This is a genomic window from Arthrobacter nitrophenolicus (assembly GCF_000332815.1).
In the GTDB taxonomy this organism is placed as follows: Bacteria; Actinomycetota; Actinomycetes; order Actinomycetales; family Micrococcaceae; genus Arthrobacter; species Arthrobacter nitrophenolicus.
Genome location: NZ_AOFD01000022.1, coordinates 44,356 through 63,637, shown reverse-complemented (window position 1 = coordinate 63,637; position 19,282 = coordinate 44,356). Strand labels below are relative to the sequence as shown.

General features: G+C 67.0%; 14 protein-coding genes, 3 tRNA genes and 4 pseudogenes. 15 read left to right on the top strand and 6 right to left on the bottom strand.

Annotated features, from left to right (window positions below; all coding sequences use genetic code 11):
- A partial coding sequence (locus G205_RS10030; protein WP_009357900.1) for a lysophospholipid acyltransferase family protein occupies positions 1–796 on the bottom strand: 796 nt, incomplete at its 3' end.
- A gap of 57 nt (positions 797–853) precedes the next feature.
- On the bottom strand, positions 854–1,633 hold the full coding sequence (locus G205_RS10025) for an alpha/beta hydrolase (RefSeq protein WP_083875037.1): 780 nt from the start codon (positions 1,631–1,633) through the stop codon (positions 854–856).
- A 184-nt stretch (positions 1,634–1,817) separates the two neighbouring features.
- Here G205_RS10025 and G205_RS10020 point away from each other — a divergent pair, with 184 nt between their 5' ends.
- From G205_RS10020 to G205_RS09995, 6 genes and pseudogenes are all read left to right on the top strand, one after another.
- Positions 1,818–3,170, top strand: coding sequence for a YibE/F family protein (locus G205_RS10020; RefSeq protein WP_235046850.1), 1,353 nt, complete (start codon positions 1,818–1,820; stop codon positions 3,168–3,170).
- Positions 3,171–3,235: 65 nt separating this feature from the next.
- On the top strand, positions 3,236–4,417 hold the full coding sequence (gene dusB / locus G205_RS10015; RefSeq protein ID WP_009357897.1) for a tRNA dihydrouridine synthase DusB: 1,182 nt from the start codon (positions 3,236–3,238) through the stop codon (positions 4,415–4,417).
- A 22-nt stretch (positions 4,418–4,439) separates the two neighbouring features.
- Positions 4,440–5,721, top strand: a pseudogene (locus tag G205_RS10010) (deoxyguanosinetriphosphate triphosphohydrolase).
- Between the two features lie 82 nt (positions 5,722–5,803).
- Positions 5,804–7,728 (top strand): annotated as a pseudogene (gene dnaG, locus G205_RS10005) (DNA primase).
- 77 nt (positions 7,729–7,805) lie between these two features.
- A tRNA-Asn gene (locus G205_RS10000) sits at positions 7,806–7,878 on the top strand.
- Between the two features lie 146 nt (positions 7,879–8,024).
- Positions 8,025–8,097: transfer RNA gene (locus tag G205_RS09995), tRNA-Asn, on the top strand.
- 51 nt (positions 8,098–8,148) lie between these two features.
- Here G205_RS09995 and G205_RS23760 read toward each other — a convergent pair.
- The 3 genes and pseudogenes from G205_RS23760 to G205_RS09980 all read right to left on the bottom strand — a co-directional run bounded on the left by G205_RS23760 (position 8,149) and on the right by G205_RS09980 (position 10,095).
- A pseudogene (locus G205_RS23760) lies at positions 8,149–8,555 on the bottom strand (hypothetical protein).
- Between the two features lie 70 nt (positions 8,556–8,625).
- Positions 8,626–8,817, bottom strand: coding sequence for a hypothetical protein (locus G205_RS09985; protein ID WP_009357894.1), 192 nt, complete (start codon positions 8,815–8,817; stop codon positions 8,626–8,628).
- A 55-nt stretch (positions 8,818–8,872) separates the two neighbouring features.
- Positions 8,873–10,095 (bottom strand): annotated as a pseudogene (locus G205_RS09980) (multidrug effflux MFS transporter).
- 174 nt (positions 10,096–10,269) lie between these two features.
- Here G205_RS09980 and G205_RS09975 point away from each other — a divergent pair.
- The 6 genes from G205_RS09975 to G205_RS09950 all read left to right on the top strand — a co-directional run bounded on the left by G205_RS09975 (position 10,270) and on the right by G205_RS09950 (position 15,516).
- A complete protein-coding gene (locus tag G205_RS09975; protein WP_035752673.1) occupies positions 10,270–11,124 on the top strand; it encodes a phage holin family protein in 855 nt (284 codons plus the stop codon).
- 81 nt (positions 11,125–11,205) lie between these two features.
- Positions 11,206–11,829, top strand: coding sequence for a CDP-alcohol phosphatidyltransferase family protein (locus G205_RS09970; protein WP_009357892.1), 624 nt, complete (start codon positions 11,206–11,208; stop codon positions 11,827–11,829).
- A complete protein-coding gene (locus G205_RS09965) occupies positions 11,829–12,737 on the top strand; it encodes a DMT family transporter (RefSeq protein ID WP_009357891.1) in 909 nt (302 codons plus the stop codon). The genes G205_RS09970 and G205_RS09965 overlap by 1 nt, the downstream gene beginning before the upstream one ends.
- Before the next feature lie 105 nt (positions 12,738–12,842).
- Positions 12,843–14,039 (top strand): glycosyltransferase, encoded by a 1,197-nt coding sequence (locus tag G205_RS09960; RefSeq protein WP_009357890.1) that lies wholly within the window; start codon positions 12,843–12,845, stop codon positions 14,037–14,039.
- Positions 14,040–14,114: 75 nt separating this feature from the next.
- Positions 14,115–14,188 (top strand) — tRNA-Ile (locus G205_RS09955).
- Positions 14,189–14,325: 137 nt separating this feature from the next.
- Positions 14,326–15,516: an acyl-CoA dehydrogenase family protein gene (locus tag G205_RS09950; protein ID WP_009357889.1), complete on the top strand. Its 1,191-nt coding sequence runs from the start codon at positions 14,326–14,328 to the stop codon at positions 15,514–15,516.
- Positions 15,517–15,562: 46 nt separating this feature from the next.
- Here G205_RS09950 and G205_RS09945 read toward each other — a convergent pair whose 3' ends face one another.
- Positions 15,563–16,141: a M23 family metallopeptidase gene (locus G205_RS09945; protein WP_009357888.1), complete on the bottom strand. Its 579-nt coding sequence runs from the start codon at positions 16,139–16,141 to the stop codon at positions 15,563–15,565.
- A gap of 449 nt (positions 16,142–16,590) precedes the next feature.
- On the opposite strand from G205_RS09945, the gene rpsB reads away from it, so the two are divergent.
- The 3 genes from rpsB to pyrH all read left to right on the top strand — a co-directional run bounded on the left by rpsB (position 16,591) and on the right by pyrH (position 19,278).
- A complete protein-coding gene (gene rpsB, locus G205_RS09940; protein WP_009357887.1) occupies positions 16,591–17,442 on the top strand; it encodes a 30S ribosomal protein S2 in 852 nt (283 codons plus the stop codon).
- A gap of 127 nt (positions 17,443–17,569) precedes the next feature.
- Positions 17,570–18,406: a translation elongation factor Ts gene (gene tsf, locus G205_RS09935; RefSeq protein WP_009357886.1), complete on the top strand. Its 837-nt coding sequence runs from the start codon at positions 17,570–17,572 to the stop codon at positions 18,404–18,406.
- A 134-nt stretch (positions 18,407–18,540) separates the two neighbouring features.
- On the top strand, positions 18,541–19,278 hold the full coding sequence (pyrH, locus tag G205_RS09930) for a UMP kinase (RefSeq protein ID WP_009357885.1): 738 nt from the start codon (positions 18,541–18,543) through the stop codon (positions 19,276–19,278).
- Positions 19,279–19,282: the final 4 nt, after the last annotated feature.

Sequence of the window (19,282 nt, the reverse complement as noted above, 5' to 3'; positions counted from 1 at the left end):
CCGCGGGCTGCGTCGCGGGCGTCCAGCGCCTGCCGCTCGGTTTCCGACGGCGCACCGCCGCCCAGGTGCGAGGGCATCCACCAGGCGCCCGGCTCCGGTGCCAGCGGAAAGTCCGCGATACACCGGTCCACGCCGGCCTGGAGCAGGCGCCGGAGCAGCAGGGTTTCGCGCTCTGCGTCCACGTCCGGCGGAAACCGCAGCGGCGCACCCACATGGACCGGACCGGTGCCCGCCAGCCCCGCCGCAGCGAAAACCCGTGCCCCCGCGTCAGCAGCCGATGCGTTCCCCACACCGAGACCGGTATGACCGGGACGCCTGCTTCCGCCGCCATCCGGACCGCGCCGGTCCTGCATTCACGGACCACGAAGCTACGGCTCACCCCTGCCTCCGGGAACACGGCAAGGTATTCGCCGGCCCGCAGCCTGGCCACCGCATTGTCGTAGGCGCCCGAGCGTTCCGCGTAGCCCACCACCACATGCCCGGATGCTGCAATGGCCGGCCCCGCAAGCCAGTGGTCCGCGGCGCCCTGGTGGATCAGGAACCGCAGCTGGCCGCGTTCGCGTTTCCACAGCAGGAGCTCCGCCGCGGCAAAGTCCAGGTAGCCGAAATGGGTGATGGCGAAGACGGCCCCGACTCCCGGGACCACCGCGCGGGAAGCACCGTGACGGGGTCCGGGGTCCGGCAGATGCTCCGTTCCGGAAGTGATGATCCTGACCTGCAGGGCCCACCGGAGGAACAGTCCGGTGCGCACCAGGAAGCGGTAGAACCGGTCGCTGGGTGGGGGACGCCAGGGCATGCGGGGTTCCTTTGGAGGGGTCAGGCAAACGTCAGGCTGCTGGTACCGGGACCGGGATCACAGGGTGACCTGGACCGACGACTCCGGCAACAGTTGGCTGAAGGCGCGGGACGGCCGGACCTCCGCGCCGGTGCCCTCGCTGAAGGACTTGATAACGAAACCGGTGGCAAGGGTCTGCCAAAGGCGGACCTTCCGGAGCATGAAATGCCCTGCTCCCTGCAGCGCCACGTACTGCATGCTGGCCGCTTCCGCAGAGGCCCGGCGCGCAAACGCCAGAGACTGGGAAGGGCTGGTCCAGCGGTCGTTGGTGCCGTGCACAATCAGGACCTTCCTGCCCGCCACGTTGGCCACGGGAGTCTGCGGGCTGAGCCACGGCGCCAGGGCCACCACGGCCTCCACCTGCGGATGGTCCGCCGCGCAGACAGCCGTCAGTCCGCCCATTGAATGGCCCAGCAGGTAGACGGGCACCCCAGGATGCTGCTCCTCGATCTGCCGCAGGGCCCAGCGGGCGTCCTGCAGCGGAGCCATGTCCGGTCCGTTCCAGCCGCGGACGCTGTTCCGCAGCGACCATACGGCCAGGCCGTGTTTCCGTCCCGCCCGGTGCAGGTGCCTGGCGAACGGCACCATCCGCGCAGGACTCAGGTGCCGGGCCTCCACCGGCTCCCGGCTGTGGGACTTGCCGCCATGCAACACCAAGGCAACGCCCCGGGTGGGCCCGGATGCTTCCAGGACACCCAGCACGGCCTGGTGGACGGGCTCCGGACCGCTTCCGGACGCCTGCCCACTGTTGTCATCGGTGCTTCGGTTGGCCACTCCTGCTACCTCCCACTGATCCATTTATCAACTACGGTGCCGGACGTAGAGTTCAACGTATGAGGTTTCACTGCTGATGGACGCCGGCCACTCCCACGCTTCCCAAGGTCATTCGGAGCCGACGCCGGAGGCGATGGCTGCCCGGCGGAAAGCCAACAGGATCCTGGCGGCGGTCTTGATTCCCATCACGCTGCTGACACTTGCGGGCATGGCGATGCTCTGGCCTTCGGGAAGCAAGGAAGGCATTTCCCTGGCCAACCCGTATTCGGCGGCTCCCGGCGTGACGTTCGATACCGGCACCATCCAAAGCGTGGTGACGGAGAACTGCATGCAGGGGGCGGCCCAGCAGGGCCCAACACAGCAGGGCCAAACACAGCAGAATCCCGGGCAGGGCTCGGACTGCACCTTCGCCTTCACCGAGCCGGACAAGGGCGGAAGCCCGGTCAAGGTGGTCATCAACCCGGATGTCGCCAAGTCGCACGGGGTCAAGGCGGGGGACCAGATCCGCTACCTGAACCTGTCCAACGCGCAGGGCGCGCCGTCCTCGCAGGGCGCCCCGGCCTACATCTTCGTGGACTTCGTCCGCACCCTGCCCATTGTCCTGCTGGCACTGCTCTACGCGGTGGTGGTCATCGCCGTCGCACGCTGGCGGGGGTTGCGGGCCCTGATCGGGCTGGTGGGCGCGTACTTCGTGCTGGCCAGCTTCATGCTTCCCGGCCTGGTTGAAGGCAAGCCGCCGCTGCTGCTGGCGCTGGTGGGGTCCACGGTGATCATGATCGGGGTCCTGTACTTTGCCCACGGATTCTCGGCCCGGACTTCCACGGCGCTGCTGGGGACCATCTTCGGCCTGGGCATCACGGCACTGCTGGCGGCCTGGGCCACGGATGCCGCCAACCTGGCCGGGGTGGGCAACCACGATGCCACCACCCTGGTGAACACGTCGTCCAACATTTCCATCACCGGTGTGATCCTGTGCGGTCTCATCATCTCCGGCCTGGGCGTGCTCAACGACGTGACCATCACCCAGTCGTCCGCGGTGTGGGAGCTCTATGAACTCGCGCCGGCCAGCAGTGCACGCAAGCTGTTCACCTCCGCCATGCGGATCGGCCGCGACCACATCGCCTCCACCGTGTATACCATCGCGTTTGCCTACGCGGGCGCGGCGCTGCCCATCCTCATCATCGTGATGCTCTACGACCGGCCGCTGGGGGAGACACTCACCAGCGCCGAACTTTCCGAGGAAGTGATCCGCACCCTGGTGGGCTCCATCGGCCTTGTCCTGGCCATCCCGGTCACCACCCTGATCGCCGTCCTGGTGGTCAAGGCGACCGGCGTCCGGCCCGCGGCGCCCGCCGTCGGAATAACCGAAACCCCGGTGCCGGGACCGGGGACAACCGACGGCGGCCGGCAACTGGCGGACGACGTCGACGACACTGGTTCGCTCGCGGCCGCGGCACTTGAAGGGCGGACCAGGCGCGCCTCTGACGGGATGGACCGCGCCGAAGGGGATAACGGGGCGCCAACGACGCGCCGCGGCCGGCGGGCGGCGGACAGGGGCTGACCGCTGCTGGCGGCGGTTGAAGGCGTCGGCGGAGCCGATTTGCCCGCCTTTGCAACAATGGAAAGGTGACTGTTGCAGCAACTCCTCCCGCCCCCAAGCTGGAACTCCCGCCCCTGAAGCTGGGTCCCATCACCGTGGACACGCCGGTGATCCTGGCGCCCATGGCCGGCATCACCAACTCCGCGTTCCGCAGGCTCTGCCGTGAGTACGGCGGCGGCATGTACGTGGCGGAGATGGTCACCTCCCGCGCGCTGGTTGAACGGACCCCCGAATCCCTCCGGATCATCTCCCATGACGACGACGAGAAGGTCCGGTCAGTCCAGCTGTACGGTGTGGACCCGGTTACCGTGGGCGCCGCCGTGCGGATGCTTGTGGAGGAGGACCGTGCCGACCACATCGACCTGAACTTCGGCTGCCCCGTCCCGAAAGTCACCAGGCGCGGCGGCGGTTCGGCCCTGCCCTGGAAGATCGACCTCTTCACGTCGATCGTGCAGACCGCTGTCAAGGAAGCCGCCAAGGGCAACATCCCGCTGACCATCAAGATGCGCAAGGGCATCGACGACGACCATCTCACCTACCTCGACGCCGGCCGGATCGCGCGCGATTCCGGCGTCGCCGCCGTCGCGCTCCATGGCCGCACCGCCGCCCAGTTCTATTCCGGCCAGGCGGACTGGTCCGCCATCGCCCGGCTCCGCGAAGCCCTGCCGGACATCCCCGTGCTCGGCAACGGGGACATCTGGTCCGCGGAGGACGCCGTCCGGATGGTCCGCGAAACAGGCGTGGACGGCGTGGTGGTGGGACGCGGCTGCCAGGGCCGGCCGTGGCTGTTCGGTGACCTGCAGGCCGCGTTCGAGGGCAGCGACGAGCGCCACCGGCCCAACCTGCGCCAGGTGGCCGACGGCGTGTACCGCCACGCGCAGCTCATGATCGAAACCTTCGGCGGCGACGAGTACAAGGCGCTCCGGGAGATCCGCAAGCATATGGCCTGGTACTTCAAGGGGTACCCGGTGGGCGGGGACCTGCGTGCCAAGCTCGCCACGGTGCCGACACTTGAGGTCCTGCGCTCGCTCCTGGACGAGCTGGACCCTGAGGTGCCCTATCCCGGCGTCGATTCCGAGGGCCCGCGCGGCCGCGCAGGATCACCGAAGAAGCCGGCGCTGCCCAAGGACTGGCTGGACTCGCGGGCGCTCAACGACGCACAGTCGAAGGACATCGCCGCCGCGGAGCTGGACGTTTCCGGTGGCTGAAACTCCCTTGGCTGAAAGTCCCCTGCCCGTGCCGGCCGCCGTGCCGGGCGCCGCCTACGACGCTAACGATTCCGCCCGCTGGGTGGAGGAGCCGCCCAAGAGCACGTACCGTTCCGACTTCGAGCGCGACCGAGCGCGCGTCCTGCATTCCTCCGCCCTGCGCCGGCTTGGGGCCAAGACGCAGGTGGTGGCACCGGACACCGACGACTTTGTCCGGACCCGCCTGACTCACAGCCTGGAAGTGGCCCAGGTGGGCCGTGAACTGGGCCGTGCCCTGGGCTGCGATCCCGATGTGGTTGACACCGCATGCCTGAGCCATGACCTGGGCCACCCGCCGTTCGGGCACAACGGCGAGTCGGCTCTCAACGAGGTGGCGCATGCCATCGGCGGCTTCGAGGGCAACGCCCAGACCCTCCGGCTCCTGACCCGCCTCGAGCCCAAGGTGCTGACCGCGGATGGACAGCCGGCCGGACTGAATCTCACCCGCGCCAGCCTGGACGCGGCCGCCAAGTACCCGTGGTCCGCGCTGGAAGCCCCGGTCATCCACGGCCAGCGCACCAGCAAGTTCGGCGCCTACGAGGATGACCTTCCCATCTTCAACTGGATCCGCCAGGGCGCACCCGAGCGCCGCTCCTGCCTGGAAGCGCAGGTCATGGACCTCGCGGACGACATCTCCTATTCCGTCCACGACGTGGAGGACGCCATCGTGGCCGGGCACTTCCAGCTCCGCTGGATGGACAATCCGGACCACCGCGCCCGCGTGGTGGCTACGCCAAGCAGTGGTACCTGCCCCACAACGACCCCGCGGCAATTGACGCCGCCCTGGCCCGGCTCGAGGCCACGGACGTGTGGGTCCGGGAGGCTGACGGCAGCCGCAAGTCCATGGCCGCCCTGAAGAACATGACCAGCCAGCTGATTGGCCGGTTCTGCCAGAGCGCGCTGGAAACCACCCGTGCCGTGTACGGACCGGGCAGGCTCACCCGCTACGGCGCCCAGCTCATGGTCCCGGACGAAACGGTCATGGAGATCGCCGTCATGAAGGGCCTGGCCACCACGTTCGTGATGACCACCGAGCACCGGCAGCCATCTACGAGCGGCAGCGGGAGGTGCTGCACGCCCTCGTCACCGCGCTCAGCGCCACGGGGGACCGGCACCTGGAACCGATGTTCGCCGCCGACTGGCGGGACGCAGCCGACGACGGCGCCCGGCTCCGCGTCGTCATCGACCAGGTGGCGTCGCTGACGGACGGATCGGCCCTGGCCATGTACGAGCGCCTGGTGGGGAGCCTGCCGTCCCTGTGGTGATGAACGCTGTGGTGATGAAGGCGGTGGTGACGTCCGTCTCGGCCTGCCGGCCGCCGTCGTACCCCGACACTAGGATTACTCTGTGGCCGGCCTGATCAAACGCGAAGATATTGACGAAGTACGCCAGCGCACGGACATCAAGGAAGTTGTTGACGGCTACGTCACGCTCAAGGGCGCCGGCTGGGGACCTTCAAGGGCCTGTGCCCGTTCCATGACGAGCGCTCGCCGTCGTTCACCGTCCGGCCCCAGGTGGGCCGCTACCACTGCTTCGGCTGCGGCGAGGACGGCGACGTCATCGCCTTCGTCCAGAAGCAGGACCACAGCTCGTTCCAGGAGGCCGTCGAGAAACTCGCGGCCCGCATCGGCTACGAGCTGCGGTACGAGGACGGCGGCACCGGCCCCAACCGGGAGGAAGTGGGCCGCCGGCAGCGGCTGCTGGACGCCCACAAGATCGCGGACGAATTCTTCCGCGCCCAGCTGCTGACCCCGGGTGCGGCGGAGGCCCGGACCTTCCTGCACGGCCGCGGCTTTGACCGCGCGGCGGCGGAGCACTTCGGCTGCGGCTACGCCCCGCAAGGCTGGGACGCGCTCCTCAAACACCTGCGCGGGCGCGGCTTCACCGACGCCGAGCTGAAGCTGACGGGCATGTTTTCCGAAGGGAACCGGGGGATTTACGACCGTTTCCGTGGCCGCCTGATCTGGCCTATCCGGGACATCGCCGGCGACACCATCGGCTTCGGTGCCCGCAGGCTCTACGAGGACGACCAGGGGCCCAAGTATCTCAACACCCCGGAAACGGCGCTGTACAAGAAGTCCCAGGTCCTCTACGGCATCGACCTCGGCAAACGCAGCATCGCGAAGGACCGGCAGCTGGTGGTGGTGGAGGGCTACACCGATGTCATGGCGTGCCACCTTGCGGGAATCACGACGGCGGTGGCCACCTGCGGCACCGCCTTCGGCACCGAACACATCAAGATTGCCCGCCGGCTGCTGTCCGATGACGGCACCGGGGGAGAGGTGATCTTCTGCTTTGACGGCGACGCCGCCGGCCAGAAGGCCGCACTGCGGGCCTTCGAGGAAGACCAGCGCTTCACCGCCCAGACCTACGTGGCCGTGGAGCCCAGCGGCGCCGACCCCTGCGACCTGCGCCAAAGCAAGGGTGACGAAGCGGTGCACGCGCTGGTGCAATCCCGCCGGCCGCTGTTCGAATTCGCCATCCGCGCCACGCTGAAGCAGTTCAACCTGGACACCGTGGAAGGCCGCGTGCAGGGCCTGAAAGCCTCCGTGCCCGTGGTGGCGGCCATCCGGGACGCTTCCACCCGGACCGGCTACTGCCAGGCGCTCACGGGCTGGCTGGGCATGCCGGACCCGAACGAGGTGCTGCGGCTCGTGAATGCAGCGGTCAAGCGTGGCGATGCCGGACGCCCGCCCGCACCCGGCCCGCAGCCCCAGGGCCAGCAGGCCGTGCCGGCTCCAGCCGGGGGACCAGGCGTGGCTGCCGGGCCGCCGTCGGGCGCCGTGCCGTCCTACCACCGGCCGGACCCCCGGGACCCCGTGGCCTCCATGGAGCGCCAGGCGCTCGAGGTGGCGCTCCAGATGCCGTCCCTGCTGGAAGGAGGCGTGTGGGACCGGTTCGCCACTGCCAGGTTCGCCACCCCTGCATTCCAGGCCGTCCACGACGCCATGCGTGCCACCGGGCCGGGCCTGGTGGTTGATCCCGTGCGGTGGGTGGAGCACGTGATGCATGAGGTGCCGGAACCGCTGCGGCCGCTGGTATCCGAGCTGGCTGTGGTGCCACTGCCCGCGAGCACGGAGGAAGCGGTGCAGAAGTACTGCCGGGACATCCTGTCCCGCCTGTTCGAGCTGCAGATCACCCGGGTCAAGGCGGACAAGATGGGCCAGCTGCAGCGGCTGGACCCGGCGTCGGATCCGGAAACCTACCAGCGGCTCAACCGGGAACTGCTGATGCTGGAAATGGAACGCCGGGCCCTGCGCGCCGAGGCGTAGCCCGCCCGCCTGGCAGCGGTCCGGTTCCCCGATTTCGTTTCCCGGCGGAGTGTTTGCTAGGCTAATACCCGCTTCATTCCTCCTTAGCTCAATTGGCAGAGCATTCGACTGTTAATCGAAGGGTTGCTGGTTCAAGTCCAGCAGGAGGAGCTTCCAATCCCCGTTCCGGTCTTCCGGAGCGGGGATTTTTGTTGCCCCGACGGGTTGCCGTGCGTCCGGGAGCAGCCCGTTCTGCCGCGGAAATCCGCCGATTTCACTTTCGCCGGGCACCTTTGCTAATGTCATACCTGCTTCATTCCTCCTTAGCTCAATTGGCAGAGCATTCGACTGTTAATCGAAGGGTTGCTGGTTCAAGTCCAGCAGGAGGAGCTCACCAAAAAGTCCCCGTCCTTCCAGCTGGAAGGACGGGGACTTTTTATGTCAGACGAAATCCATTTCCACCTGCAGGAACCTCTCGGCCTCGGCGATGGCGGCCTCGAAGGCTTCCTTTTCCGTGGGGGACCGGCGCGGCTGCCGCGGGCTCCATTCATGCGGGGCCGAGTGGATCCGTACAACTCCTGCGTCCGGCGGCGCGTAGAAGATCCCGAACCGCTGCACGGGCACTCCGGGGAGGTTTCCGGGGCCACCAGCAGGGCCGCCTTGAACGCGGGGTTGAACCATTGGGCGATCGGCCGGCGGCGGTCCTCGGTAAAGAGTCCGGCGGCGTACAGGGTGGCCGACTGCTGTCCCATCTGGGCGCACAGCCGCTCCCACCACAATGGCAGGATCCCGGCGTCGCACCGTTGCCATGTGGCCGGAAGCGGCGGTTGATCCTGCCAGCTGGGCACGGACACATTTTATCGCGGGAGGGGCGCAGCGGGGCAGATGCCGGGCAGGTGGCGCTCCGGTGGCTGCGGGCTAAGGCCGGTCACGGTCCCGGCGCCAGGGCCCCGGGTTGACGCGGTACAGCAGTGCCGCGCCGGCCACCGCGCCGAGCGCGATGCCCATGGCGGGGTTGCCGAGGGCACGCCCCGCGAAATAGCCCACGACGGCGCCCAGCACCACGCCGAGGAAGAGCCCGCGGCCGTTGCGGTGCGGTGTGCGGGTCATGGCTTCCTTCCCGGTACCTGGCCGGACTGGCCGGAGGTGCAGTCCATGGAGTGCTTCAGTGGATTGAGGGTACCGTGCGCGGGCGGACCACCAGCCAGAGGGCTGCGATGGCCAGCAGGATGCAGGCGGCCTGCACAGCCCCCATGGGCGTGGCACTGGTGATGCCCAGCCAGCCCACCACCGGCGAAATGAGGCCGGCCATCATGAAGGTGGCTGCACCCAGCAGGGACGCCGCGGTGCCTGCCTGGGAGGCGTGGCCGGCAAGCGCCAGGACCTGGACGCAGGGGAACATGAATCCGGTGCCCATGATGTAGAACCACAGCGGCACCATGACGCCCCACAGGCCAAAGCCCAGCTGGTCGAACAGCACGATCAGCATGGCCATGAGGAACAGCCAGGCCGTGGCTCCGGCCAGGATCCATTGCGGGGGCACCCGGCGGATGAGGCGGGAGCTGGTTTGCACCCCGGCCACGATGCCCAGGGAGTTGATGCCGAACAGCAGGCCGTATTCCTGCGCGGAGAATCCGAACACGTCCTGGAACAGGAAGGGCGAGGCCGAGAGGTAGGTGAAGAGCCCGCCGAAATTCAGCCCCGCCACCATGAGCAGGCCCACGAAGATCCGGTCGCTGAAGAGCACGCGGTAACGCTGCCGGACGGTCATGCCGCTCTGGCCGCGCTTTTCCGGCGGAAGGGTCTCGCGGACCAGGAACAGCGCGGCGATGATGACCAGGGTGCCGTAGGAGGCAAGGAAGACGAAGATCCCGGGCCACTCCATCACCAGCAGCAGTTGCGATCCGATGACCGGTGCCAGGATCGGCGCCAGGCCGTTGACCAGGCTCATCCGGGAGAACATCCGCACCATGGCATACCCGGAGAAGAGGTCACGCACCATGCCATCGCAACCACGCCGCCGCCGGCAGCGCCGACGCCCATCAGCACCCGGAAGATGCCCAGCGTGGTGATGTCCGTGGACAGGGCCGCTCCCAGCGACGCGGCGATGTGCAGGGCCGTGGCCAGGATGAGCGGATACCTCCGGCCGAACTTGTCGCTGAACGGTCCCACCACCAGCTGCCCGAAGGCAAAGCCCACGGTCGTCCCGGCCAGGGTCAGCTGGACCTGCGCCTCGGTAACCCCCAGGCTCGCCTCCAAGGCGGGAAACGCCGGCAGGTAGAGGTCGATCGTGAACGGACCCAACGCCGTCAGCGCACCGAGAAGGAGGATGTACAGAAGCTTCCGGCGTCGGCTCAGCAAATCGCCCGGATTGGAGGGAGTGGTCACGGATGTCAATCCTAGGCCCGGCGGACGGTGATTTTCAGCGTTGTAGGCCGCGCCGCCCGGCAAGCCCCGAAGTTCGCCCTGAACCTGAATGATAGTTTTGTGCCGGGGACTGTGCCGAGCACTTTCCTGCAGGACACGGAAGCCGGATCGAACAAAACCAGTAAGGCGGAACCGATGAGCGGACGTCACAGCGGGGGCACCAGCCCCGGATTGCGCATCACCGCGCTGCCCAGGACGCTAAAACTCCTCTTCCGGCTGGCCCCGCGCCAGCTGAACGACGAGATCGCCTTCGCCAAGTTCGAGCTCAAGCGCAAAGGCGTCCAGGTGGGCGTCGCTGCCGCCTTCTTCGCCGTTGCACTGGTTTTCCTGTCCTTCCTGGTGGTCGGGCTCATCGTCGCGGCCATCATGGGTTTGGCCACCATCATGCCCGCGTGGCTGGCAGCTTTGCTGGTCTCCGCGGCGTTCCTGCTGATAGCCCTCATCGGCGGACTTATCGGGCTGCGCAAGTTCAAGAAGGCCATGCCCCTGCTTCCGGAAGAAACCATCCGGGGCATCAGGCACGACGTCGGTGTCGCCAGGGAAGGCTCCGCCTTCAACGCCGCGGTCCTCGACCCGGACAGTCCCGAGGCAAAGGCTGCCAAGGCCGCCAAGGAGCAGGCGGCCGCCAAGGCCAAGGCCGAGAAGGCGGCCAAGGCGGCCGAGCACGACAAGGAATTCCCGCACGCTTCCGAACCTGAGCTGGCGCGCCGCCTCAACCAGCGCCGCCACCACCTCACCGAGGTCCGCGACGAGCTCGGCAGCGAGCTGGACGTCAAGACGCAGGCGCAGTACCTGCTCGCCGCAGCCCAGGGCAAGGTCCGGGAGGGCCAGGCCCTCGCCCTCCGTGCGAAGGACTCCGCCGGTGCACGGCTGGCCGCGCTCTCGGGCTCCACCGGGGGACTGCAAAAACGCTGGAAGCCGCTGGCGGCACTGGCTGCCGCCGGGACAGTGCTGCTGGTCCTGCTCCGGAAGCTGATCCGGACCTACTAGCATCCGGCAGCCGGGCGCCGGCGTGCCCGCCGGCCACGAAGAGACCGCGCCAACCAGGCAGCAGGAAGGAAAGGGGGACGGGTGAAGTTCATTGGTGCCGGCTCCCGTCCCGGCCGTCCGCAGGTGGACCACGATGTGGTCTTCACCATCCCCAACCTGCTCACCGTGGTGCGGTTCATGGGCGTTCCGCTCTTCATCTGGCTGGTCCTGGCGCAGAAGGAATACGGTGCCGGAGTGGTGGTCCTTGCCGTGATGGCAGGCACCGACTGGATCGACGGCTATGTGGCCCGCCGGTTTGACCAGGCGTCGAAATTGGGCCGCGTCCTGGACCCGATCGCTGACCGGCTCGCCATGATCGCCGTCGCCGTCACCCTGGTGATTGCCGGCGTCGTGCACTGGCTCTACCTGGCCGCGCTGGTGGTTCCGGACGCCGTCCTGCTGGTCCTGACCCTCTCCCTCTTCCACGGCCACCCGGACCTTCCCGTCAGCGTGGTGGGGAAGGTCCGCACGGGCCTTCTGCTGCTGGGGACGCCGATGCTGGTCCTCTCCCGGCTGGAAACCGGATTCTCCGACGGGCTGTTTATTGCCGCCTGGATCGTGCTGGGCCTGGGCCTGCTGGGCCACTGGATTGCCGCCTACAACTACTTCTGGGCAATGCTCCGCAAGGGCAGGGCGCGCAGCAGCCACGACGACGGGACCGCCTGATGGTCTGGGTGGCCGTCGCCCTCGCAGTCCTCGGCGCCTTCTGCCTCGCCCTCGGTGCCCAACGACAGGGCAGCGCCGTCAAGGCGGACACCGGCGGCCTGGCCCTGAGCTCCAACGGCTTCCTCCGCCTGCTGCGGAACCCCCGCTGGGTCTTCGGGCTCCTGCTGCTCGGGGCCGGCATGGCGATGAACGCCGTCGCCCTCGTCTCCGCCCCGCTGACCGTGGTGCAGCCCATCGGGGCCATTGCCCTGGTGATCACCACCATCGTCAACGCCCGCGACCAGGACCTCACCATCAACCGCGCCACGGTGGTGGCCATCACCGCCTGCGTCACCGGGTCCGCGCTCTTCGTCCTGCTGGCGGTCACCGTCACCCAGGAAAACCACCACGTCAGCGTGGAGGACGAGCTCACCATCGTGCTGCTGTTGGCGCTGGCCGTGGGACTGTTCGGCACCCTGGCGGTCATGTTCCGGCACCGGATGAACGCCTTCGTGTACATCCTGGGAGCCGGTGTGCTGTTCGGATTCGTGGCGGTGCTGACCCGGATCATCGGCAAGCACCTGCTGGATCCCAACGGGTTGTTCCTGCTGAACGTGCCCTGGTATTCGGTGGTCGCGATCATCGCCGCCGGCGGACTGGGGTCCTGGTTCGTCCAAAGCGCATACTCCACCGGGCCGCCGGACCTGGTGATCGCCGGGCTGACTGTGATCGACCCCATCGTGGGCATTGCCATCGGCATCGTTATCCTGGGCGAACTCCGGCCGGATGTGCACGCCGTTATGGCAATTGCCATGGGAACCGCCGCTTCCCTTGCTATCGTTGGGGTTATCGCCCTTTCCCGCCACCACCCCGAGGTCACCAAGCGCAAGAAGGACGCGCGGAAGACCGCGGGCAGGCCCTCACACTAGACCGTCCACCGATCCAGCAAGTCCACGAAGCCGGGTACAACCACGCCGGGCCAGCCGTGCTGCCAGTCATTGCTGTCCGCACCGTGACCATCAGGAGCTTTCCACGTGACCACGCCAGCCGACCAGCCGCCACTGACCATCCTGATCGCCGCGGACACATATCCGCCCCATATCAATGGCGCAGCCCAGTTCGGCTACCGCCTGGCCAAGGGCATGACAGGCCGGGGCCACAACGTGCACGTGCTGGCCTGCCGGGACAGCAAGGGCAAGAGCTACACGGAATTCCGTGACGAGGCCACGGTGCACCGCCTGCGCTCCCACGCCGCCCCCACCCATGAATACTTCCGCATCTGCTTTCCCTGGGAAATCAAGAAGGAAATCAGCCTGCTGTTCGACCGCGTGAAGCCGGACGTGGTCCACATCCAGAGCCACTACATGATCGGTGAGCACGTCCTGTACGAGGCTGTGAAGCGCGGTGTGCGGATCGTGGCCACCAACCACTTCATGCCGGAAAACCTCAACCCCTTCCTGCCGTTCCCGCAGTGGTTCAAGGACATCATCGGCCGCATCTCCTGGAAGGACATGGGCAAGGTGATGGGCCAGGCGGATGTGATTACCACCCCCACGCCGCTGGCGGCCAAGGCCATGCACGAGCATGCGTTCCTCCGCAAGGTCCTGCCGCTGTCCAACGGCATCGACTCCGCAGCCTATGAGCTGCAGCCCGGCGAGGTGATCGAGCCGCACCCGTATCCCACCGTCATGTTCGCCGGCAGGCTCGCGGAAGAGAAACATGTCGACGTCCTCATCCGGGCCATCGGCAAGACCCCGGCGGAACTGAACGTGCACCTGGAGATCGTGGGCAGCGGCGAGGTCCGGACCGCACTGGAGGAACTCGTGCAGCGGCTGGGCCTGGGCAGCCGGGTGAAGTTCCTGGGCCTGGTCAGCGACGCGGACCTGCGGAAGGCCTACATCAAGGCAGACCTTTTCTGCATGCCGGGCACTGCCGAGCTGCAGTCGCTGGTGACCCTCGAGGCCATGTCCGCCTCCACCCCGGTTGTTCTGGCGGACGCCATGGCGCTGCCGCACCTGGTGCGCGACGGCGAGAACGGCTACCTCTTCACCCCCAACGACAGCGATGACCTGGCGAAGAAGATCACCCAGATACTCCAGCTGCCCAAGGACCAGCAGCAGGCCATGGGCAGGGCCAGCCGGGCGATGGTGGAACCCCACAGCATCCAGGGCACCCTGCAGACCTTCGAAGACCTCTACCGTGGCGCCAGCTATGAGGACAAGGTGGTCTAAAACCGCGTCAGGGTTTTGCTAGAGTAATTCCTGCCTTGCGGCCGCCGCTGAATAGATGCGGTCCGGGGGCGGCACGGGGCTATAGCTCAGCTGGTTAGAGCGCGGGACTCATAATCCTAAGGTCCTCGGTTCAAGTCCGAGTAGCCCTACTCCAAAACCGCGGCCGACGATCCACGTCGGCCGCGGTTTCCTTTGTTAAGCGCCCAATGTGCGGTATGTTACTGACCAGTAACTTATCCCGCTCCGCTTCGGAGAGTACCGGCCGCTGAACACCTGGAGGGCAACCATGTCCACGCCTGCTGCAGATCCCTTTGACCTTCCCTACGCCGACGGCGACTTCTTCGCCTTTGAGCAGCTGCTCACCGCTAAGGAACAGGACCGGCTTGCCGAAGTCCGGGACTTCCTCGCCCGGGAAGTGCGGCCCATCGCCGTGGACTTCTGGAATCGGGGCGAGTTCCCGATGGACCTCATTCCCAAGCTCGCCGAGATTGACCTGGTCAGCCCGGTCCGGCGGCAGGGCTGCTCCAACCTGTTCGCCGGCCTGCTCCACGCCGAAGTAACGCGCGCCGACGCCTCCATCGCCACCTTCATGGGCGTCCACGACGGGCTCTTTACCGGGTCCATCGAAACCCTCGCCTCGCAGGAGCAGAAGGACGCGTGGCTCCCCGATATCTACGCCATGAAGAAGATCGGAGCCTTCGGGCTCACCGAGCCGCTGGGCGGAAGCGACGTGGCAGGCGGTACGCGGACCACCGCGCGGCGGGACGGCGGCAGCTGGATCCTCAACGGTGCCAAGCGCTGGATCGGCAACGCCACCTTCTCCGACTGGGTGGTGGTCTACGCCCGCGACGTGGATGACAACCAGGTCAAGGGCTTCCTGGTGGACACCTCGCTCCCCGGGTTCAGCGCCGAAAAAATTGAGAACAAGATCTCCCTCCGCACCGTCCAAAACGCCGACATCACCCTGGACAACGTGGTGGTGCCCGACTTCTTCAAGCTGGAGCACGCCAACAGTTTCCGCGACGTCAACAAGGTCCTCAAGGTCACCCGCCTCGGGGTTGCCTGGCAGGCGGTGGGCCAGCAGCTGGCCGCCTTCGACGTCGCCCGGCGCTACGCGGTGGAGCGGCACCAGTTCGGCCGGCCGCTTGCAACCTTCCAGCTGGTGCAGAGCCAGCTGGTCACGATCCTGGGCAACGCCGTCAGCTCCATGGGGATGATGGTCCGGCTCTCCCAGCTGGAAGACGCAGGCATGGCCAGGGACGAACAGTCCGCGCTGGCCAAGGCCTTCACCACAGAGCGGATGCGTGACAGCGTGGCCATCGGCCGCAGCATCCTGGGAGGCAACGGGATCGTGACGGACTACGGAATGGCGAAGATCTTTGCCGACGCCGAGGCCATCTACTCCTACGAGGGAACCGCAGAAATCAACACGCTGGTCACCGGCCGGGCCGTCACCGGCATTTCCGCCATCGTCTGACCCGGCTGCTTTCCATGGCCGGTCGCCTTTGCGTGACCCGGAGGCGCTAGGGTGGGGCGCCCAGGGGCAGGAGGATGGAAGGCCTCATATCCGTGACAAACTGCAGGGGATTGACGTAGGCGTCGCCGCGGCGCACGCCCCAATGGATGCAGGCTGCAGTTCCGCAATGGCCGGGAAGCGCCGTGCCGACAACCTGGCCGGCACCAACTGCGGCCCCGGCAGCCAAGGTGCTCGCCACGGGTTCGAAGCTGCTGCGAAGCCCGTTTCCGTGGTCGATGGTGATCACCGGGCGGTCAACCACGACGCCCACGAAGCTGACCGTACCGGCCGCCGGGGAGGTGACCGCCGCGCCGTCGTGCGCTGCCCCGAGGTCCACGCCCCTGTGTCCGCTCAACCATGGCTTCGGGGGAGGATCGAAAGCCCGCAGCACGCGCGGCCGGGGAGCCAGCGGCCACTGCCAGGAGGGTGCGGCGACATCGGGGCCAATGCCCCCGGCCGTCGTCGTCTCCGCAATCGTCCCCAGCGCAGTCGAGGGGGAACCGGGGCTGAACGGCGGGGGCTGTGCTGCGGACCCCACCGAAGCGGGGAGCATCAGCAGTGCGGCCAGGAGGAGCTGGGGTTTCATCTGGCCAGCATGCGCCCGGAAAAGCGGGGCCGGCAGGCGTGGCGGGACCTATGTGGATAAGCCGTTCCTGCGGGCCGCCCCTGTCCGGCGGAAGCGGGTCCCTGTAGTACACTTGGTGGAGCAGTTTGCTGCGCCCTCAACGCTTCCCGTACCAGTGGATCACCCCTGCGGTGCATTTGCCTGTCCGGATTGCGTCGGCACGCCCCATTCAGGAGTGTGGGGGAGCGGCAGCTGACTACGCGCATCCAGCCCTCCACAAGGTGAAAGCCCCGGCCCAGCCTTTGGCGGATCATGCCTCCTGCGGTCCGTGCCCTCCGGCGCGGATGGGAAGCGTGATGGATGCCAGGAGCACGGCCCGAACCGGGCCACGCTAAATCAACCGTCAACTATTGGCAGGGTAAGAAGCCTGAGGGCTCTCTCATGAATGACCTGCCGGAAGGAGCGTCGGCATGCCCGTCGTAACCATGCGCCAGCTGCTTGACAGCGGCGTCCACTTTGGACACCAGACCCGCCGTTGGAACCCGAAGATGAAGCGCTTCATCTTCACCGAGCGCAACGGCATCTACATCATCGACCTGCAGCAGTCGCTGTCCTACATCGACCGCGCCTACGAGTTCGTCAAGGCCACTGTTGCCCACGGCGGCACCGTGCTCTTCGTCGGCACCAAGAAGCAGGCCCAGGAAGCAATTGCCGAGCAGGCAACCCGCGTTGGCCAGCCCTACGTCAACCAGCGCTGGCTCGGCGGTATGCTGACCAACTTCCAGACCGTCGCCAAGCGCATCCAGCGCATGAAGGAACTCGAAGAGATCGACTTCGACGACGTCGCCGGTTCCGCGTACACCAAGAAGGAGCTGCTGCTCCTCAAGCGCGAGCTCACCAAGCTCGAGTCCAACCTCGGCGGTATCCGCAACCTGACCAAGGCACCGTCCCTGCTCTGGGTCGTGGACACCAAGAAGGAACACCTCGCCGTTGACGAGGCCAAGAAGCTGAACATCCCGGTTGTGGCCATCCTGGACACCAACTGCGATCCGGACGAAGTCGACTTCCCGATCCCGGGCAACGACGACGCCATCCGCTCCGTGAACCTCCTGACCCGCGTTGTTGCCGACGCTGTTGCCGAGGGCCTGATCGCCCGCAACAACCGCGGCTCGGGTGCTGCCGAAGCTCCGGAAGAGCCGCTGGCCGAGTGGGAGCGCGAGCTCCTCGAAGGCAGCAAGGCCGAAGAGGCTGCTGCCCCTGCCGCGGCCGAAGAAGCTGAAGCTCCGGCTGCTGCCGAGGCTCCCGCCGACGACGCCAAGTAAGACAACTAAATCCGGATTCTCCGCGCTGCCTGCAGCCGGAGCTGCTGACAGGATGGCCGCCCATGAAAATGGGCAGCCGTCCTGTCGGTCCGTACACCACACCAAATTTCTAGACAGAGGGGTTCACATGGCGAACTACACTGCCGCGGACATCAAGGCCCTGCGCGAGCGCACCGGCGCCGGCATGATGGACGTCAAGAAGGCTCTTGACGAAGCCAACGGCGACGCCGAGAAGGCCATCGAAATCATCCGCATCAAGGGCCTCAAGGGCGCCACCAAGCGTGAAGGCCGCTCCACCGCCGAAGGCCTCGTCGCTGCCAAGGTCAGCAACGGCGTCGGCGTCATGATCGAGGTCAACTGCGAGACCGACTTCGTTGCCAAGGCTGACAAGTTCATCCAGCTGGCTGACAAGGTCCTGGCCGTTGCCGTCGAGTCCGGCGCTGCCGACCTGGAGACCCTGCTCGCTACCGAGGTCGACGGCAAGCCGCTGTCCGAGGTCGTTGTCGAAGAAGGCGCCGTCCTGGGCGAGAAGGTTGTTGTCCGCCGCATCTCCCGCGTTGAGGGTGCAACGGTCGACGCTTACCTGCACAAGACCTCCAAGGACCTGCCCGCCCAGGTTGGCGTGCTGTTCGCAGTCGACGGTGAAGGCGAAGCCGCTGCCACCGCTGCCCACGACGTTGCCGTGCACATTGCCGCAATGGCCCCGAACTACCTGACCCGCGAGGACGTCCCGTCCGACCTGGTCGAGTCCGAGCGCCGCATCGCCGAAGAGACCGCCAAGGCCGAGGGCAAGCCCGAAGCCGCCCTCACCAAGATCGTGGAAGGCCGCGTGACCGGCTTCTACAAGGGCGAGGTCCTGGTTGACCAGGCATTCGCGAAGGACGCCAAGAAGTCCGTGGCACAGGTCCTCGAAGAGGCCGGTGTCAAGGGAACCGCGTTCACGCGTTTCCGCGTCGGCTCCTAGTCGAAACTGCAAGGGGGTGGCCACTTCGGTGGCCGCCCCTTTTGCATGCACGCAATCTGTGCGAAACGCCGCCGGTACCGGCCTTTGGTGCCGGCAGGATAACCTTTTTTCAGAGTCATCAACGGGAAGGCATCATGGAAGCCGTCAACACTGTAATCCAGCCAGAGAAAAGCAGGCGCCGGGTCCTCCTGAAGCTTTCCGGCGAGGTCTTCGGCGGCGGGAAACTGGGCGTCGACCCGGAAACCGTCCGCGACGTCGCCAAGCAAATCGCGGCGGCCGTCCCCGAGGTTGAAGTGGCCATCGTGGTTGGCGGCGGCAACTTCTTCCGCGGCGCAGAGCTGTCCCAGAGCGGCATGGACCGCTCCCGCGCCGACTACATGGGCATGCTGGGAACCGTCATGAACTGCCTGGCGCTCCAGGATTTCCTCGAGCAGGCCGGCGTTGAGACGCGCGTCCAGAGCGCCATCACCATGGGCCAGGTAGCCGAGGCCTACATTCCCCGCCGCGCCATCCGGCACATGGAAAAGGGCCGCGTGGTGATCTTCGGCGCCGGAGCCGGCCTGCCCTACTTCTCCACCGATACCGTGGCTGCGCAGCGCGCGCTCGAAGTGCACGCCGACGTCGTCCTGATGGCCAAGAGCGGAGTGGACGCCGTCTACACGGCCGACCCCAAGAAGGACCCTTCTGCCGAGCGGCTCGAAACCCTCAGCTACGACGATGCGCTCCGCCGCGACATCCGCGTCATGGACCAGACGGCCATGACCATGTGCAAGGACAACAACCTCTCCATGGTGGTCTTCGGCATGGAAGGTGAAGGCAACGTCACCCGTGCCATCCTCGGCGAAAAGCTGGGCACGCTGGTCACTGCCTAGCTGC

Coding starts and splice junctions, on each gene's coding strand:
- pyrH (WP_009357885.1), top strand. CDS start 18,541: ATGGAAGCCGTCAACACTGTAATCCAGCCAGAGAAAAGCAGGCGCCGG.
- G205_RS09965 (WP_009357891.1), top strand. CDS start 11,829: ATGGTCTGGGTGGCCGTCGCCCTCGCAGTCCTCGGCGCCTTCTGCCTC.
- G205_RS09985 (WP_009357894.1), bottom strand. CDS start 8,817: ATGACCCGCACACCGCACCGCAACGGCCGCGGGCTCTTCCTCGGCGTG.
- rpsB (WP_009357887.1), top strand. CDS start 16,591: ATGCCCGTCGTAACCATGCGCCAGCTGCTTGACAGCGGCGTCCACTTT.
- G205_RS09950 (WP_009357889.1), top strand. CDS start 14,326: ATGTCCACGCCTGCTGCAGATCCCTTTGACCTTCCCTACGCCGACGGC.
- G205_RS10020 (WP_235046850.1), top strand. CDS start 1,818: ATGGCGATGCTCTGGCCTTCGGGAAGCAAGGAAGGCATTTCCCTGGCC.
- G205_RS10025 (WP_083875037.1), bottom strand. CDS start 1,633: ATGGATCAGTGGGAGGTAGCAGGAGTGGCCAACCGAAGCACCGATGAC.
- G205_RS09975 (WP_035752673.1), top strand. CDS start 10,270: ATGAGCGGACGTCACAGCGGGGGCACCAGCCCCGGATTGCGCATCACC.
- tsf (WP_009357886.1), top strand. CDS start 17,570: ATGGCGAACTACACTGCCGCGGACATCAAGGCCCTGCGCGAGCGCACC.
- G205_RS09945 (WP_009357888.1), bottom strand. CDS start 16,141: ATGAAACCCCAGCTCCTCCTGGCCGCACTGCTGATGCTCCCCGCTTCG.